Origin of the sequence: Thalassomonas actiniarum, from assembly GCF_000948975.2 — a bacterium.
Classification (GTDB): domain Bacteria; phylum Pseudomonadota; class Gammaproteobacteria; order Enterobacterales; family Alteromonadaceae; genus Thalassomonas; species Thalassomonas actiniarum.
This window is the reverse complement of sequence record NZ_CP059735.1, coordinates 2760492-2775831: the sequence shown is the minus strand read 5'-3', so window position 1 is coordinate 2775831 and position 15340 is coordinate 2760492. Positions and strand designations below refer to the sequence as shown.

Genomic DNA, 15340 nt, shown 5'->3' with positions numbered 1-15340 from the left:
AATCAGCCATAAATTTTGTTATCATAAATGCTAACAGTGACGTGATAACCGTTGATAAGGGTCAGATAATAAATGAAATTTAACCGGGCTTTAGCCTTGGGCAGCGCTATTTTGATGTCAGCCAGCGCCCTTGCGGCCAGCAAAGGGAGCAATCAGCGCTGGTTTGAAATGGAAGTTATTTTATTTAGCCAGCTTTCAGATAAGGCCTTGTTAAAGGAGCACTTCCCCGATAGCCAGCCACTGCCAAAGTATAAAAAAGTGCTGGATTTGCTGACCCCTTATCTCAACCCGGATATTGCCGCCTTAAAACAGCAACTTGCCACCTGTGGCGATGAACAGTCGGCCCGGGATCTGATCAGTCAGGCGATAACAGACAGCCGCCAGGTCTTCTTTAACCCAAAAACCCTGGAGCAAATTCAGCTGACGGAGTTTGCTGCGCAGCAAACACTTGCCGATGATTTTTCTGATCCGGCTTTTTACAATCCTGATTTAAACACAAATGAAGCTATCTTTAGCCGGAATAATGCTATCAGCGAACCGGGTACTGATGATCCGTCATACCCGGATTTGACCGGCAATGAGCCCGGACTTGAGAGCAATATGGCGCAGCAAGTTGGCGAAACCTTGCCTGAGGCCATCAACACCAAGGAGCCACTCGTTGAAATCCCTGAGCTTGACCCCGGACTCAGCCCGAAGCAAGTTGCACTGGTTGCTTTAGCCGAGCAGGAATTTTCCCCGATCCAGTTTCACTATTCGCCGCAAGCACTTCCCCGCAGCCTTTGCCGGCTTGATGAAGCACTTTTTAACCAGTATCAGCAAGATCATAGCGAATATAGCCTGGACGGTTTTACCGTCACACAAATGCCGCTGCGCATTGACGGTATTGAAGATAAGTCCGCGTCTGCACCCTATTTACTGAGCAAGGACTCGCTGAAATTACGCAGCATAGTCACCCAGCTCAGGCGCAGTAAAAACTTTAAGCCGCTATTACACCTTGGCTGGCGTCAACCCACGGTATCACGGCGCCGCGCTGTGCCGCTGCGCATATTTGCCGGCGACAACCTGCAAGCCCATTACCAGGGCGCCCATCAGTCCTATCTGCAAGACATGGCCAAATCAAGGGAGCAAGAGCAAGTATTGGCTCAGACACTGGCAGGTCAAGGTAACCAGTCTGGCTTAACAACAGATATAACACCTGCACCGCAAGCAGATCCGACGCAGCTGATCGACCAAAGACTGAACCTGCAAATCCGGGATATCCTTGCACAAATCGAGACCCTGGATGAAAGCCTAGCTGCGCTGGAAAATCCAAATAACCCAGGTCAAAACATAACAACCGGTTTACTTAGCGATGCCAGTTTAATTAACGAGCTGAATAAGCCGCAGATGCCGCTGGAGCAAAACATCGAAGATTTCAGCCAGAAGCTGATGCTGGCCAGTGCCCCCGAGCCGCCGGTACAGCCCTGGTTTCTCGACGGCTTCTTTAAGGTGCATGTAAACCACTATTTATATATCACCGCCGATTTTAATATCATGGATACTACATTGGCGCAGCAGGCCACGCAGGCGCTGGCACCACAAGGAAATGATTCACATGAACATACATTGCCCAAAGCCATTAATTTTAAGCAAAACCGGCGGGTGATCAGCGGTGAAATCCATTATTTCGATCACCCTTATATGGGCATGATAGTACAGATCCGCCGTTATAAGCGTCCCGAGCCGCCGACGCCTAAAACACAGGATAACGAATAAACAACGAAGTCGGCGCTACTGCGCGGCTTCATTCACCCGATGAACAAGAGTTGAGAGTTACCATGGACAAACAAGATCAAATACAGGCGGCGGTTTTTCGCCGTTTATTAGCCCACCTGGACAGCCGCAAAGACGTGCAAAATATCGAGTTGATGAATTTAGCCGGTTTTTGCCGCAACTGCTTTTCCAAATGGACCGTGGCCGAAGCAGAAAAACTCGGTGTCGAAATCGATATCGACACCGCCCGCGAGCAAGTTTACGGCATGCCTTACAGCGAATGGAAAGAAAAACACCAGCTGCCGGCAACCCCCGAGCAACTGGCGAAATTTAACGAATTAAATCCGAAATAAATTTTCCTGTCACTGCGGTTATTGGCATGTGTTGAATAACCGCAAATACATACTGCCGACCATTGAGGAGGTCAAGGCCCGCTCAATGATTTTGCAATCAGGGAATATCCGCCACCGAGCCAAGCAAGGTCTCGTCACAGCAAAGCAGATTACGCGCCCGCAAGGCCCCGGTAATAGCATTCATATTTTCGCGGCGCACAGCTTCACTATCCAGCCGGGTTGGCCGGCTATGGGGAGTTTCAATATTGATATATCGGTGATCGCTGCCAAGGCGCACGTACAAGGTGGATAAATCCGTGGCTGACTCGCCTGCCGCCCTGTCCTGCAAGACCACATTAAAATTTTGCCCGCTAAAAGCGGTAAAATCCTCACGGGTGGTGGTCCAGATAACAAAATCCGGATGTTCGGTATCGCCGACATGACAAGCAACGATTTCCGGCATATTGCACCAGCGGAAAATATTGGTGGTGCCCCCTAAGTTTAATAACCGGCTAAAATCCGGCCTTCTGCGGCCCCTGACCACAGGACTGACCGCCTGCAACCGGCTACGCAAATCATCGCGGCTGCCGCTACCGCTTGCCGTTTCCCGCTCAACCCCACCCGTCAGTGAGGCATTTTGCTGCTCGCTTAAGGCTGCGCCGCGAAAGGCGTCGGTATCGCTGCTGCGGTTATTATGCAGCGCAATGGTCGGCAGGGAAAAGTTTTTTGAGCATTGCTTCATGGTCAGGAAAAACTGAATTTGCATCGCCCGGCGATCATTATGACTTGCTTCATACAAACGGCAGGCGGCTTCGTTGCTGGTGCATTCTGTCTGGACCGACTCGGGAAATAACTCATTGGGATCGGTAGCACCTTGCCCGGGCACGCTGATCTCCCGGCTGCGCAACGTGCCCCGGTCGATAATCGCGAGGTTATAACGACAGGCCCGGTGCAGGTCTTCTACCGCGCGGCGGGCATTGCGTTCATCATTATGAATAAAAACCATGCAGGCACATGGCCGTCCGGCTATTGAGCGGCGCATTTCCAACCTGCGCCGCCTGTGGCGCTGCCGCCGCTCAGCTGGCGGAGCAACCACGGCGCCCCCGCTTACCAGAGCAAGCATATGGTTTGCCCGATCCAGGTGACTTTGCTGCTCAGGGGTAATATCCCCCGGGGCTGAATTTAACCGGGTTTGTATCAGACTAAGGATGGCTGCGCCGTCTTGCTGACTGCCGATCAGGGAAATAGTGCGGTTAACCTGATCTGTCATAAAGGCAAGTGCCAGGGCAAAACCATCAGCGGCATTGACCCGGGCAAATACCGCTTCAATAAAAGGCCGTAATGCCTGAACATTTCTCTCGGCCCGGGCGCTAAGATTGCTGCCCCGCCGCTGCGCCGTTGCATTGCGGCTTAAAAAGGCATCCACCTCCGCTGTCAGCATCACGGCAGAGGGGACAGTATTGCTCACGGTGCGACTGTCAAGCAAAGCAATTAACTCCTGATCAAAAGTCGCGGCAAGCCGCCGGATTGCGCCCGGGTTTACCGTCGCCACCCCATTTGTTTCATCAATTTGCACCGGCAGAGGTAAGCGTAAGCCGACTTGCCAGGCCGGCATATCCGGCAGGGACAAATAGCTGTGGTTATACACCAGCAAAGCTTTTGCCAGGGTTTCTTCGTCAATTATCTCAAGGGGTAAAGGGGACGTTTCCCCCGGCGGGGTAAAAGGCGTGGCACTGGTCCACAAAGGTAATAATGCCCGGCTAAGTAATCTGGGCGTCATATTGGCGGCAATGATCACATTCAAGCGGCTTGCTCTTCGATGGCGTCTACCACCGGCAATGGATACCGGGCCAACTTGTGTGTCAGTGACGTTTACCGGCAAGAACTGTAACCCCGAGCCCGTCCGGGTGCCTTGGGCCATCACCGCAGCTGTTTCCCCGGTATTGCGCTGAATAATCCCGGCAGCGGGTGACGAGCCTGTTTTTCTTGGTGTTGTCCCTTGTTGTGTCGTTTTCTGCCCTGTTTGTTGCAGAGCAATATGCGGCGACGGCGCCTGTGTGACGGGGGCGTGGAGGATTTCACGGATCCTGGCATTTCTCTTACCATAAGCCAAGGGATAAAACGAGGCAGAACGCCCTGCTGTTACCTTCCTCGATTTAGCCTGTGCTGTCCGATAAAGACTTTGCATCTGCACTCCTTTGCCTGCGCTTTGACCCGTCTTTAATTTTAGGGCAGAGAGTGAAATTTTCGAGGCCGGACAAATAAGATATCCAAAGAACTTTCCCGGTTAATGACAGGGAAGTGACATTTCTATATCGCCGTTATTGACGGCAAGCTCTGCCATCACAATGTCCATACGCGGCTTTCCCGAACACAAACGTCTGCTTATTTGCTCAAGCTCTGCACTGCTTTTTTTATGCCGGGTAGCCAGCAACAATAATAAAGCCTGTACCCGCTTGCGATATTCGGCATTTAACACCGCCTCATCGGCTAAATAGCCATAACCGGGTAAAGCAATGCGCTTGCCTATCGCTTCTATCGCCTGATGCCTGTTTCCCTGATGATCCAACCACTGTAAAACCCCATGATACGCCTTATACAAGTCGGCATTATCTGTTGAGCCCAAAAACAGTAAAGTTTCCAGCGCTTCATTAAAACGAAGCTCATTCGATTTGGCCATCGCCAGCTATCCGTAATAAAAAAGAATAATTAAAAGTTATAAAAGATGTGCCCTCATCGCCAAACAGTAAATATTCAACGGTACAGTTACGCCTGCCAACGGTACCCGGGTTACACTTGGTTACCTATGTAGCTTAAATGTACTGAAAAAGGCATGCAGCCCGCTGAAGGTTTACATATTACTTAAGGGGTTTTTTACTACGGGGCCGGCCACGATTACCAGCAAGGAAGTTATCAATGAACAATGAGGCTGTCGCGAAATAAAAATGCCGGGAATAAAGCACCTCTAGATGACGCTGCGGCCGCTTATTATTCACCGTAACTGGTTTCCTTGGTATTGACGGCTACGTCTTTCGAGCATAACAGCCGGCCAACACTCAGCCTCCCCAAAATGGTATTTAAGCGTAACCAGCGGTTGATTTTCAACCTGCTTTTTATGTAAAAAATCGTGACTTTTTCAAAAAATCCAGAGCTGATGTCCGACACTTCCCGGTAGCCAAGGGATTTAAGCGTATGCCCTATGGCCCCGGTCAGCAGCTTTATTTCTTCATCGCTAAGCAGCTCTTTCCACCGCCCTACAGCCGTATTGATCAGCCCGCCTTTAGCCGATTCCTGCGCCGACATCACTTCAGAGTTCGCCGTTTTGAGCGAACCAAACCTGACATTCTGCAACTGCTGCTCGTTAAAGTTGATCCCTATAAAGCTACTGAGGCGGCTAAGCGTCTTATCCGGCTCGTTGACCAAGGTTTCATAATGTAGTTCCATATACTGATCCGGGTAACGTTTACCGCTCTTGCGTCCCTGCACCACCGCCTCTTGCCAATTAAGGGCTGCATAAAGCAGGCATCGAGTTTTATCCGTTGATTTACAGCCATGCCAGCCCAGCTTTCTGATGGAAAGTGCGGCATCACGGCCGTCACGGATAACATGAACTATTTTTGCCTCCGGGAAAGTTGTTATGATTTCATCTATATGGAAAACATTCGACGGCGTGCTGTCTACCCAATGCTCAAGCCCTTGCTTGATGGCGATCTGATCCATAAATTTCTTTAAAAAACAGGCATAACTTTGACGATCTTTTTTCGTGATCATTTGCACAAATTTTTCTTTGGCAATATTTGCCCGTTCAAAATTAACCGAATTCAGCCAATCCTGAAGAAAGCGCTGGTAGTTTTTTGTATCGGATAAATGGCCATAAACAGGCGCACATTTATCCATAAGATGAGTTTCTGACTGATACAGGGCAAATTTCTTAGTGGAAAAAAACACCGAATTTAATAATGTCGTCCCTGATCTGGGTGAGCCTAAAATAAAAACAGGTCTGATTTTTGTCATAATAACTTCTTCTATGAAAATGCCGAACGATTAACCTGACATCCGCTGTTTTAGCACGAATAAGCAAAAACCTCTTGAACATCAAAGTAAACATGCTCCCGGATGTAATGAACGAATGCTCTAGCGATGGCACCGGACACCTGGCAGCCATTTATTGACTGCTTAGTTAAATTATAGTCAATAACAGCGATGCAAAAGATGAATGCAATACAGCGGGTTACAGAAACCGTTTGAATGAGGTGAAATAACGGCAGAGGTAAGCCTGATATTGCCACTCAAGGCAAAGCCGTTGGCTAGCGGTTATATTGACACTTGTTTTTTACGGCCCAGTTAAGCGCACTGCTCAACCTGTCATTGCCCCAAAACAGTTCTTCACCGACAAAAAATGAAGGGGCGCCAAAAACTCCCTTTTGACAGGCTTGTTCTGTCTGCTCCCGCAACCGGGCTTTTGCAGCCGGCGCATTCGCTGCTTTTAATATCCCTGCACTATCCTCGCCGACAGCCTCCAGACAAGAGGCAATCACCCGGGAAGAAGAAATATCGAGATCATCGGCGAAGTTTGCCGTATAAGCCGCCCGGATAAAATCCGCAAGCCAGGGAGCATCTTCAAACAGACAAGCTACACGTGCCGCCAGCAGGCCGTTGCGGGGAAACTGGCTCGGCCGGATAAAAGCAAGGTCTAGCTCGTCACACAGGCGCTCGAGGTCTCGCCACATATAAGCACCTTTTGCCGGGTACAGGTTAAAAGGTGAGTCCTGCCATCCCTGCCGGTTAAAGATCGCCCCCAATAAAAACGGCCGCCAGGATATTTCAAGACTTTCTCTTTTGGCCAAAGTTTCGATTCGCATCGCCGCCGGATAAGAATAGCTGCTGGCAAAATCAAACCAGAATTCTATCTTCATCTTCCCTCCAAAAAAGACCGCGACTTTAGCTCAATGATACCACAAGCTGGTGCAGCGTATGTCCAATTTGCCGTCCAGGGAAACACCACAGACACCCACTTTAGTTTCAGCCAAAGTAAAGTCTGGGGTATCTCTTTTTGGGATATATCCATGTATGAACAACAATGCAGCGGTAATATCGTTGCCAATAACCCCAGGGGCTGCGGACAACAGGTCAGTAAGGTGTTAAAAGACAGGAATTGATATTTCCACCGACCGCTGTGCTTTGTGCCCTTCCACACCACTGAATGAGGTTCCCGAGCAGGCTCCCCCTAGCCTGCTGGCACTTGTTCTGCTAGCTTTGGGCTTAAGAAGACATAACAAACAGTAAACTTACACTGCCAACAAGGTTTGCTTAGAACCTTGTCTATGGAGCCAGTAACCCGGGAGCATATGAAAACTGACTCCGCTAGCCCCCTCAACGCGGTAAAACTAACGTCATAAACAAACTATGGGGGTCAAGGCGGTAATCACCAAAAGGCGGACATTCACCGAAGCCAAATTTTTGATATAACCTGCGGGCAGGTGCAAAAGCCGCCATAGAGCCGGTTTCCAGGCTCAGGCGCTGATAATGCCTTTTTACCGCTTCGTTGATAATAAATTCCACCATAAAAGAGGCAACCCCTTTACCCCTTTGCCGCTGGCAGGTATGCATAGATTTAATTTCGCCATGACCCGGGGCGATTGCTTTTAATGCCCCGCAGCCAAGTAAAATATCCTGCTGCCAGACGGTCCAAAAAGTCACCTCAGGTGCACGCAAACCGTCAAGGTCCAGGGCAAAAACACTTTCAGGCGGCGAATGCAAAGCGCTGGTTTGCAAATGCCGGGTTAACAAGTCTTGTGCTTCTTCCCCGATTAAATCATCACGCCTGATTTCCATATAACCCCTTAATTACTGCTTCATGGCCGCAGCCAACATCTCAACAAAAAACTTATTGCCTGACAACCGCCACCAGATACTCACATGGCCGCTGGCTGTCATTACGAAACACATGCCCGCTGGGTTCTCCCAGGGTAAAACTGTCTCCCGGATGTAAGTGATGCAGTGCTTCTCCTTCAACAAAGCTCAAACAGCCCTGCAATATCCAGATAACTTGCCGTAAAAACACCACGGAAGCCGCAGGAAAAGCAACCTCTGCCCCGGGAGGTAACTCTATTTTGGTTAATTCCAGCGGACTGTCCATGGCCAGGGAGATCTGGGTACGGATATAACCGCTTTGCGGGTCTTGCCAGACAGCTTGTTGATGCTGGCGCAACAAACGTTGTTGCTGCTGCTCGGCACGGGCGAGCAAAGTTGACAGAGACAGCTGAAAAGCCCCGCACAACCGTCCCAACAAAGCCGCGGTGGGGCTGGTTTCCTGACGCTCTATTTTACTGATCATGGCTTTGGAAACATCAGAGCGTTTTGCCAGCTCTGCCAGAGACCAGCCACGACTTTCCCGCTCATATTTAATTCTCAAGGCAATATCTTTGCTCGGATCTTGCTGCAACGCTTTTTCCCCTTGACGGTCAGACAATCCATGCGGTTATCATAAGCATAACCCCAACCAAAGTCCACTATATCAGACAAAGTAACACCATATTGGATAAAGGGGCGCCATCATACTTAATCCGACTCAGGGCCTGGCAGTCAAAGGCTATTTTTATTGATTTTTATCAACTTTTTAGAATTATTTGCCATAATTAATAAGGTGTAGCCCCCTGTCTCAGGTATAGTGGTGTTATATCTTTTGCGCCGGTTAGCACTATGGCAATAAAGTGACTCAATTTATCGCGAGCAATGAATCATCATCAAAAGCGGATGTTCTTGCTTATAAATAAGCCGTTCACTTTTACACCCAGTCCATAGCAAGTCTCACGATACACCTAATTACAAGGAATGTAGCAAATGTTTAAAGTGATGATTGTCGACGACTCAGAAATCTGCCTTAAAACAGTACACAACCTGCTGAACAAACAACTCGACTTTCCCGTCAGTTTTTCAACCTTTTTAAGTGGCAGAGAAGCTAAAGAGCGTTTTATCTTTATCCAGCCTGATTTAGTGATCACCGATATTTATATGCCTGAATTCAATGGATTCGAGTTAATCACTTATATCAAGGAACTGACTAAAACGCCGATATTAGCCCTGTCTTCCGGCATTTTTGCCTGCGGTAACGGCCGGGGAGGAGAAAGGGGCAGCGCCGAATCAGCCCTGGAACAGGCAATAGAAAAAGGCGCCGACTACACTTTATGTAAGGCGGATATGACCAATGGGCTTACTCCCCTGGTCAACAAAATTTATCAGCAAAGTTTAGTGCTCAACTGATACTAAGATTGAGACAGCGACACATACGTTAGTGCTCCCGGCTCAAAAGTTGTCGCCGTGAGTATCCATCAACAACAAAGATTATTCAACCAAATCCTGGGATGGCTCTTTCGGCTTTTTTCGGGACTGAGCCGCTAACGTACCGGTTTCCATCTGGCTATAGAGGCGTAAAAACGTCGGCACTACCTTACTCGCCATTTTCGTCTCTGAGTTGGTCAAAAAAACCAAGCCCATTTGCAATGCTTCATGAAACACCATCTCCGTGCGGGTGCCTTCGACCCAGCCGCCGTGATGCACAAAACTTTCCCTGCCATTATAGTCAAAGACGCGCCAGCCCAGTCCATAATAGGTTTTCCCCAGATTTTGCCAGTCTCTCTTACGGTAATGTCCCTGAGCAGCGCTGGTTTTGATCTGTTTACCGTGCATTTCATCTAAAATCTCATCGTTTAGTACCGCCGGATATTTGCCCAGTTGTGCCATCAGCCAGTACTTCATATCACGAATACTGGCATTAATACCGGCCGCAGGCGCTACCCGGTAATAGTTGCTGTTCACCTTTGCCGGTGTCCATTTTTTCGTTGGCCGATGCCATTTATGGGGCTGGGCACGATTTTTATTGCCGACAAATGCCGTTAAGCCATAGGAGGCATTTTTCATGGCCAGCGGTTTAAACAGGTTGGTATCGACCACCTGCTCAAAGCTGTTGTTACTGATCGCTTCGACCACATTCCCTGCCAGGCTATAGACAACATTTTGGTAGCCGTAACAAGTGCCGGGGGCGCAGATAAAAGGCACCTGGTCCATTTTCTTTAATATTTTCTTATAGCTGACCCTGTCCTCTATCAAATTGGTATAGGCATGCGGCATCAAACCGCTGCTATGGGATAACAGGTGACGTAGCGTTAACGCGCTGGCATAGTCCGGTTGCTTAAAGCTCAGGTGATCGACATAGTCGCTTAGTTTGCTGTCCCAGGAAACCTTGCCTTGCGCCACTAACGTGCCGACCGCGGCAGAGGTAAAGGTTTTTGAAACCGAAGCCAGGCGGAACACGGTATCAAGATCCACCTTTTCCGGAGAACTGACATTGGTCACCCCATAACCTTTAAGCAACTGCGCTTCGCCGCCAAGCACAACGGCAACGGCAAACCCCGGGGTTTTTGGCGCCACCTCCGCCAATAAAAAGTTTTCAAAAGCCTGCAGGAGTGCTTGCTGGTCAAGCGACAAAGTCGAGGGCAAGGCTTGCTCCGATACCACAGGAGCCCCCGCCTGTTCGGCATATGACAAAGGCGCGGCAAGCAGAAAAAAGCCGCATAATAAAAAAGATCTCAAAAAGAAGCCCTATACATTCAAATGACTAAATTTTTTATTATACATAACAGCTTGATACATGGCAGCCCGATGTTGCCTGTGCCGGAGTTTTTTTAAGGGCAATAAAAAAGTCCGCCTGGCGTCAGCGGACTTTATTAACGGCTCTGTTATAAAGAAGAGCTTTTAAAAAAAGCCTAAGGGTTTGACATCATAGCTGACCAGTAAGTTTTTGGTTTGCTGGTAATGCTCAAGCGCCATCTTATGGGTTTCCCGGCCGACACCGGACTTTTTATAACCGCCAAAAGCCGCATGGGCCGGATACATATGATAACAATTGGTCCAAACCCTGCCCGCCTCTATCTGTCTGCCCATACGGTAGGCACAATTCATATCCCGGGTCCAGACACCTGCCCCTAAGCCAAACTCACTGCTGTTGGCCATCGCTAAGGCCTCGGCTTCATCTTTGAAGGTGGTCAGGGAGATCACCGGGCCGAAAATTTCTTCCTGGAAAACCCGCATATCATTTGTCCCCTTAAGCAGGGTCGGTTCAATATAATATCCGCCCGAGAGCTCGGTCGAGACTTGCGCTACCTCGCCGCCCATCAAGATCTCAGCCCCTTCATCCCGGCCGATTTTCACATAACTTAAGATCTTATCAAACTGCTCTTGTGAGGCCTGTGCCCCCACCATGGTTTCGGTATCAAGCGGATTGCCGCGGGTGATCGCCTTGGTGCGTTCAATGACTTTTTCCACAAAACGCTCATAAATGTTCTCATGGACAAATAACCGTGACGGACAAGTACACACCTCTCCCTGGTTAAAATACGCCAATACCGCCCCTTCAATACATTTGTTAAGATAATCGTCTTCATGATCTAAGACATCTTCAAAAAAGATATTCGGGGATTTTCCCCCCAGCTCAACCGTTGACGGGATAATATTTTCCGCGGCGCATTTTAAAATATGGGAACCCACCGGAGTTGAGCCGGTAAAGGCGATTTTTGCGATGCGTTTACTCGATGCCAGCGCCTGCCCCGCTTCCGCGCCAAAGCCGTTAACAATGTTGAGCACCCCGGGCGGGATAAGATCGCCGATTAATTCCATTAACACCAAAATAGACGCCGGGGTCTGTTCTGCCGGTTTCAGCACGACACAGTTTCCCGCGGCCAGTGCCGGCGCCAGCTTCCACGCCGCCATCAGCAAAGGAAAGTTCCAGGGAATGATCTGTCCGACCACCCCTAAAGGTTCATGGAAGTGATAAGAAACCGTATGTTCATCGATTTCTCCCAAACTGCCTTCCTGGGCGCGTAAACAACCGGCGAAATACCGGAAATGGTCCACCGCCAGCGGGATATCGGCGGCAAGGGTTTCCCGAACCGCCTTACCGTTGTCCCAGGTTTCTGCTACCGCAAGCAACTCCAGGTTATTTTCGATGCGATCGGCAATTTTTAACAAGATATTCGAGCGCTCGGTCACCGAGGTTTTGCCCCAGCTGGCCTTAACTTTATGGGCGGCATCTAAGGCTAATTCGATATCCTGATGATCTGAACGTGGAATTTGGCAAAAAACCTGGCCGTTGACCGGACTGATATTTTCAAAATACTGGCCGTTAAAGGGCTCAAGCCACTGGCCGCCGATATAGTTTTGATAGCGCTCTTTAAAATGAAATAATGCGCCGTCTGTTCCGGGTGGTGAATAAATCATCAAGCTTTCCTCTTTTTGTTCGCTAACGAATGTTGCTTTTATCGCCTGTGACTATTACCTTATGCTTAAAGCCAGCAGGCAACTATACCCAAAGTGCGAATAACTTGACTGTCAGTCCAATACTGCCAGGACAATACTTTCATATCGATAATAATAAAAACGATAAATTTATGATCACTGAAAAATGTAAAGCCAATCCCCAGGTTCTGGTTGAAAATAAAATTACCTTTGCCGGTCCGCAGTCCGAGCTCAGTATTTATGACACTTATGAAGCAGCCACCCGGGTACCGTTAAAGTCAGATCAATTATTGTTCTGCGCTATGGTCAGCGGCAAAAAAATCATGCACAGCGATGACGGGGCATTTCAGCGGCCATTTTTACCCCATGAATCTTTTGTGATGACGCCGGACAGCGCGGTAGAAATCGACTTCCCCGGGGCCCGGCTCGATCGCCCCACCCGCTGTCTGGCAATAGAAATATCAAAGGAAAGGATCAGCGAAATAGCCGGACAGTTGGATAGAACCTGCCCCAAAGTCCGGGGTCTGGAGCCCTGGCATTATCGCCATGACTTAATCCACCTGCACCACAGCAGCCAGACCCAGGCCCTGTTAGAGAGAATGCTGGGGATCTACAGTGAAAATCATCCGGATCGCAGCTATATGATAGATTTGGCGGTATCTGAGCTCACTATACGTTTGCTGCGGGAACAAAGCCGGGAACTGCTGCTCTCCTTTGCCAGCAGCGAACCCGACTTTAACGGCATCAATGCCGTGATCCAGCATATCACCACACATTTAACCGAAGAGCTCGATATTGATGCCTTATCCCGGATTGCCTGCATGAGCCGCAGTAAGTTTTTCAGCGAGTTTAAAAACCACCTGGGTTGCAGCCCGGTAGCCTTCCAGCAGCAAACCAGGATCCGCCAGGCAGCCAATTTGATTAAAAGCGGTAAGCAAATTACCAAGGTCTGTTTCGAGCTGGGGTTTGGCAACGCCAGCCATTTTAGCCGGCGCTTTAAACAGTATTTTGGCCTCAGTCCGCGCCAATACCGAAGCCGGCATGTTAACTTATAAGCAAGCAGCCGACTCAGGCATGTTAACTTTTAGAATATGAGGAAGCTTCAGGGAAGTTCTAAATTTTAACGTAAATATCAACAGGCTTTCGTCTGTCCTGTTTTTCCCTGGAATCTAGCCAGCGCCCCCGGGTGATATTCTTAAGACGCCGTTCGCTGCCGCTGCGACGCTCTTCAAACGGCTCATGGGGAGAAGTTTCTGGCTCGGCATCAGGACTTTCAGGTTCAGCTTGTTGACGGCTTTCCTGCCCAGGTTTTTCATCCGAGACAAGCAAGGAATTTTTTTGTTTTTTATCTTTATGGGAATGCTCAGACTTTACCGCGCGCTGAGATGGCAACAGTTGTGCAATATAATTCATACAAGCCTCCCTCAAAATCCGGTAAATGTCAGAAATGTCTCCCGCTGTTCAATTAATCGGCAAAAAAAGAAAAAAGTTTAATGATTTCTTTACCCGTCCGGTAAAGGCAGAACAAAAATATAAAAGCAGGCGGGATAACAACTGACATCACTTAGCCCTGGCTGGCATATTATTTAGACAACAGATATGCTACTACAGCCACTAAAACACAGGAGTTACTATGCGCAGCGATGAAATAGATTATCAAATTATCGGTCATGCCATGCAAATGGTGGAAATCGAATTGGATCAGGATGAAACCGTTATCGCTGAAGCCGGCGCCATGAACTATATGGAAGACGGTATTGACTTTGAAACTAAAATGGGTGACGGCTCGGATGTTAATCAAGGCTTTATGGGGAAATTATTTTCTGCCGGCAAGCGCATGATCACCGGAGAGTCGTTATTTATGACCCATTTTAGCAACCGGGTTAAGGGAAAAAGATGCGTCGCTTTCGCAGCCCCTTTTCCGGGTTCGATAATACCGGTAAATTTAGCCGAGGTCGGCAATGAAATCACCTGTCAGAAAGATGCTTTTTTATGCGCCGCCTTAGGCACTAAGATCGATATCGCCTTTAACCGCCGACTCGGCAGCGGCTTTTTTGGTGGCGAAGGTTTTATTCTGGAAAGATTACAGGGAGATGGCCTGGCATTTTTACACGCCGGCGGCACCGTCATTGAAAAGAAACTCAACGGCGAAACCCTGCGCCTGGATACCGGCTGTTTAGTCGCCTTTAGCCAGGGCATAGATTACGACATCGAAATGACCCGGGGTTTAAAAAGCATGTTTTTTGGCGGTGAAGGCCTGTTTATGGCAACCTTAAGCGGCCACGGCAGCGTCTGGATCCAAAGCCTGCCCTTTTCCCGCCTGGCTGACAGGATCCTTGAGCATGCCCCCAGTATCGGCGGCAGCAACAAGGGAGAGTAAGCCCCCGGAGCAAGAGCTAAAGCGGTTCGTTATCCGGTTGCATAATATCCAGCAATTGTGCAACCTGCTCGGGAGCCAGGGTAATACTGCTCTCTTCCTCCCGTTTCACCCCGGCTAACAAGGGGGTAAGCAGCTCAACCAGCTCCTGGTTCATTTGCTCCGACCCGGTATATTTATCTACCAACTGGTTCAAGAGATTAGCCAGGTCTTTCATATGATCTTTATCCCTGAGGATAATCGGCGGCACCTCTTCTCCTTTGATCCTGTCCTTAATAGACATTTCTATTTTATGCAGCGGGCCCGCCACCCGGTGACTGAAATAGATACCGACAAACACCAGGCAAGTAAAAATCAAGCCCAACATCATCACCAGCCAGGGAAATGACAACATCAGCATGTCGAGAATATTGGTGGGGATATAAGTGCGTTGCTTTGAGAAAGCCCCTGCCAGCAAAGGCAATAAGGTCAGGCTGCCGACCCCGATCAACACACTGATCACCGCCATCAGTCCCGAAAATATCCCTATCCTGTTTTGATAGCCGGGGTTAATTAATATCAATCTTCTTTGATTCTTGACCATATT

General features: G+C 49.0%; 15 protein-coding genes. 5 read left to right on the top strand and 10 right to left on the bottom strand.

The genetic code is table 11. The features are described from left to right. The first annotated feature begins 72 nt into the window (after window positions 1–72). Both SG35_RS12100 and SG35_RS12095 read left to right on the top strand, forming a co-directional pair. The gene (locus SG35_RS12100) at window positions 73–1755 is read left to right on the top strand and encodes a CsiV family protein (protein WP_044831259.1); all 1683 of its coding nucleotides are present in this window, start codon (window positions 73–75) and stop codon (window positions 1753–1755) included. A gap of 62 nt (window positions 1756–1817) precedes the next feature. Then, on the top strand, window positions 1818–2105 hold the full coding sequence (locus SG35_RS12095; protein ID WP_044831260.1) for a DUF1244 domain-containing protein: 288 nt from the start codon (window positions 1818–1820) through the stop codon (window positions 2103–2105). A gap of 97 nt (window positions 2106–2202) precedes the next feature. Here SG35_RS12095 and SG35_RS12090 read toward each other — a convergent pair whose 3' ends face one another. The 6 genes from SG35_RS12090 to SG35_RS12065 all read right to left on the bottom strand — a co-directional run bounded on the left by SG35_RS12090 (window position 2203) and on the right by SG35_RS12065 (window position 8556). Then, the gene (locus SG35_RS12090; RefSeq protein WP_152646496.1) at window positions 2203–4272 is read right to left on the bottom strand and encodes a hypothetical protein; all 2070 of its coding nucleotides are present in this window, start codon (window positions 4270–4272) and stop codon (window positions 2203–2205) included. A gap of 99 nt (window positions 4273–4371) precedes the next feature. Beyond that, window positions 4372–4764, bottom strand: a complete 393-nt coding sequence (locus SG35_RS12085) for a hypothetical protein (protein WP_044831262.1) — start codon at window positions 4762–4764, stop codon at window positions 4372–4374. Between the two features lie 308 nt (window positions 4765–5072). Next, on the bottom strand, window positions 5073–6098 hold the full coding sequence (locus tag SG35_RS12080) for a sulfotransferase family protein (protein ID WP_084692530.1): 1026 nt from the start codon (window positions 6096–6098) through the stop codon (window positions 5073–5075). Window positions 6099–6391: 293 nt separating this feature from the next. Next, entirely contained in the window at window positions 6392–7000 is a 609-nt protein-coding gene (locus SG35_RS12075; RefSeq protein ID WP_044831265.1) for a 2-hydroxychromene-2-carboxylate isomerase, read from the bottom strand. A gap of 457 nt (window positions 7001–7457) precedes the next feature. Further along, window positions 7458–7919: a GNAT family N-acetyltransferase gene (locus SG35_RS12070; RefSeq protein WP_044831267.1), complete on the bottom strand. Its 462-nt coding sequence runs from the start codon at window positions 7917–7919 to the stop codon at window positions 7458–7460. 52 nt (window positions 7920–7971) lie between these two features. Further along, complete coding sequence (locus SG35_RS12065) at window positions 7972–8556, bottom strand: helix-turn-helix domain-containing protein (protein ID WP_201777756.1); 585 nt, start codon at window positions 8554–8556, stop codon at window positions 7972–7974. A gap of 371 nt (window positions 8557–8927) precedes the next feature. On the opposite strand from SG35_RS12065, the gene SG35_RS12060 reads away from it, so the two are divergent. After that, window positions 8928–9347 (top strand): response regulator transcription factor, encoded by a 420-nt coding sequence (locus tag SG35_RS12060; RefSeq protein ID WP_053042829.1) that lies wholly within the window; start codon window positions 8928–8930, stop codon window positions 9345–9347. Window positions 9348–9428: 81 nt separating this feature from the next. Here the strand turns inward: SG35_RS12060 and SG35_RS12055 are convergent, their stop codons facing one another. Together SG35_RS12055 and exaC are read right to left on the bottom strand one after the other, a co-directional pair. Beyond that, window positions 9429–10676 carry a serine hydrolase domain-containing protein gene (locus SG35_RS12055; protein ID WP_053042830.1) on the bottom strand — a complete coding sequence of 416 codons (1248 nt, stop codon included), beginning with the start codon at window positions 10674–10676 and terminating at the stop codon, window positions 9429–9431. A 162-nt stretch (window positions 10677–10838) separates the two neighbouring features. Beyond that, window positions 10839–12359 (bottom strand): acetaldehyde dehydrogenase ExaC, encoded by a 1521-nt coding sequence (gene exaC, locus SG35_RS12050; protein WP_044831269.1) that lies wholly within the window; start codon window positions 12357–12359, stop codon window positions 10839–10841. A gap of 170 nt (window positions 12360–12529) precedes the next feature. Between exaC and SG35_RS12045 the strand changes: the two genes are divergently transcribed. After that, window positions 12530–13432, top strand: coding sequence for an AraC family transcriptional regulator (locus tag SG35_RS12045; RefSeq protein WP_044831302.1), 903 nt, complete (start codon window positions 12530–12532; stop codon window positions 13430–13432). 58 nt (window positions 13433–13490) lie between these two features. On the opposite strand, the gene SG35_RS12040 is transcribed toward SG35_RS12045, so the two are convergent. Further along, entirely contained in the window at window positions 13491–13790 is a 300-nt protein-coding gene (locus SG35_RS12040; RefSeq protein ID WP_044831270.1) for a hypothetical protein, read from the bottom strand. A gap of 220 nt (window positions 13791–14010) precedes the next feature. Between SG35_RS12040 and SG35_RS12035 the strand changes: the two genes are divergently transcribed. Beyond that, the gene (locus tag SG35_RS12035; protein WP_044831271.1) at window positions 14011–14757 is read left to right on the top strand and encodes a TIGR00266 family protein; all 747 of its coding nucleotides are present in this window, start codon (window positions 14011–14013) and stop codon (window positions 14755–14757) included. A 16-nt stretch (window positions 14758–14773) separates the two neighbouring features. On the opposite strand, the gene SG35_RS12030 is transcribed toward SG35_RS12035, so the two are convergent. Continuing rightward, window positions 14774–15337 carry a hypothetical protein gene (locus SG35_RS12030; RefSeq protein WP_152646497.1) on the bottom strand — a complete coding sequence of 188 codons (564 nt, stop codon included), beginning with the start codon at window positions 15335–15337 and terminating at the stop codon, window positions 14774–14776. Between the last annotated feature and the right edge of the window lie 3 nt (window positions 15338–15340).

Coding starts and splice junctions, on each gene's coding strand:
- SG35_RS12100 (WP_044831259.1), top strand. CDS start 73: ATGAAATTTAACCGGGCTTTAGCCTTGGGCAGCGCTATTTTGATGTCA.
- SG35_RS12095 (WP_044831260.1), top strand. CDS start 1,818: ATGGACAAACAAGATCAAATACAGGCGGCGGTTTTTCGCCGTTTATTA.
- SG35_RS12090 (WP_152646496.1), bottom strand. CDS start 4,272: ATGCAAAGTCTTTATCGGACAGCACAGGCTAAATCGAGGAAGGTAACA.
- SG35_RS12085 (WP_044831262.1), bottom strand. CDS start 4,764: ATGGCCAAATCGAATGAGCTTCGTTTTAATGAAGCGCTGGAAACTTTA.
- SG35_RS12080 (WP_084692530.1), bottom strand. CDS start 6,098: ATGACAAAAATCAGACCTGTTTTTATTTTAGGCTCACCCAGATCAGGG.
- SG35_RS12075 (WP_044831265.1), bottom strand. CDS start 7,000: ATGAAGATAGAATTCTGGTTTGATTTTGCCAGCAGCTATTCTTATCCG.
- SG35_RS12070 (WP_044831267.1), bottom strand. CDS start 7,919: ATGGAAATCAGGCGTGATGATTTAATCGGGGAAGAAGCACAAGACTTG.
- SG35_RS12060 (WP_053042829.1), top strand. CDS start 8,928: ATGTTTAAAGTGATGATTGTCGACGACTCAGAAATCTGCCTTAAAACA.
- exaC (WP_044831269.1), bottom strand. CDS start 12,359: ATGATTTATTCACCACCCGGAACAGACGGCGCATTATTTCATTTTAAA.
- SG35_RS12045 (WP_044831302.1), top strand. CDS start 12,530: ATGATCACTGAAAAATGTAAAGCCAATCCCCAGGTTCTGGTTGAAAAT.
- SG35_RS12040 (WP_044831270.1), bottom strand. CDS start 13,790: ATGAATTATATTGCACAACTGTTGCCATCTCAGCGCGCGGTAAAGTCT.
- SG35_RS12035 (WP_044831271.1), top strand. CDS start 14,011: ATGCGCAGCGATGAAATAGATTATCAAATTATCGGTCATGCCATGCAA.
- SG35_RS12030 (WP_152646497.1), bottom strand. CDS start 15,337: ATGGTCAAGAATCAAAGAAGATTGATATTAATTAACCCCGGCTATCAA.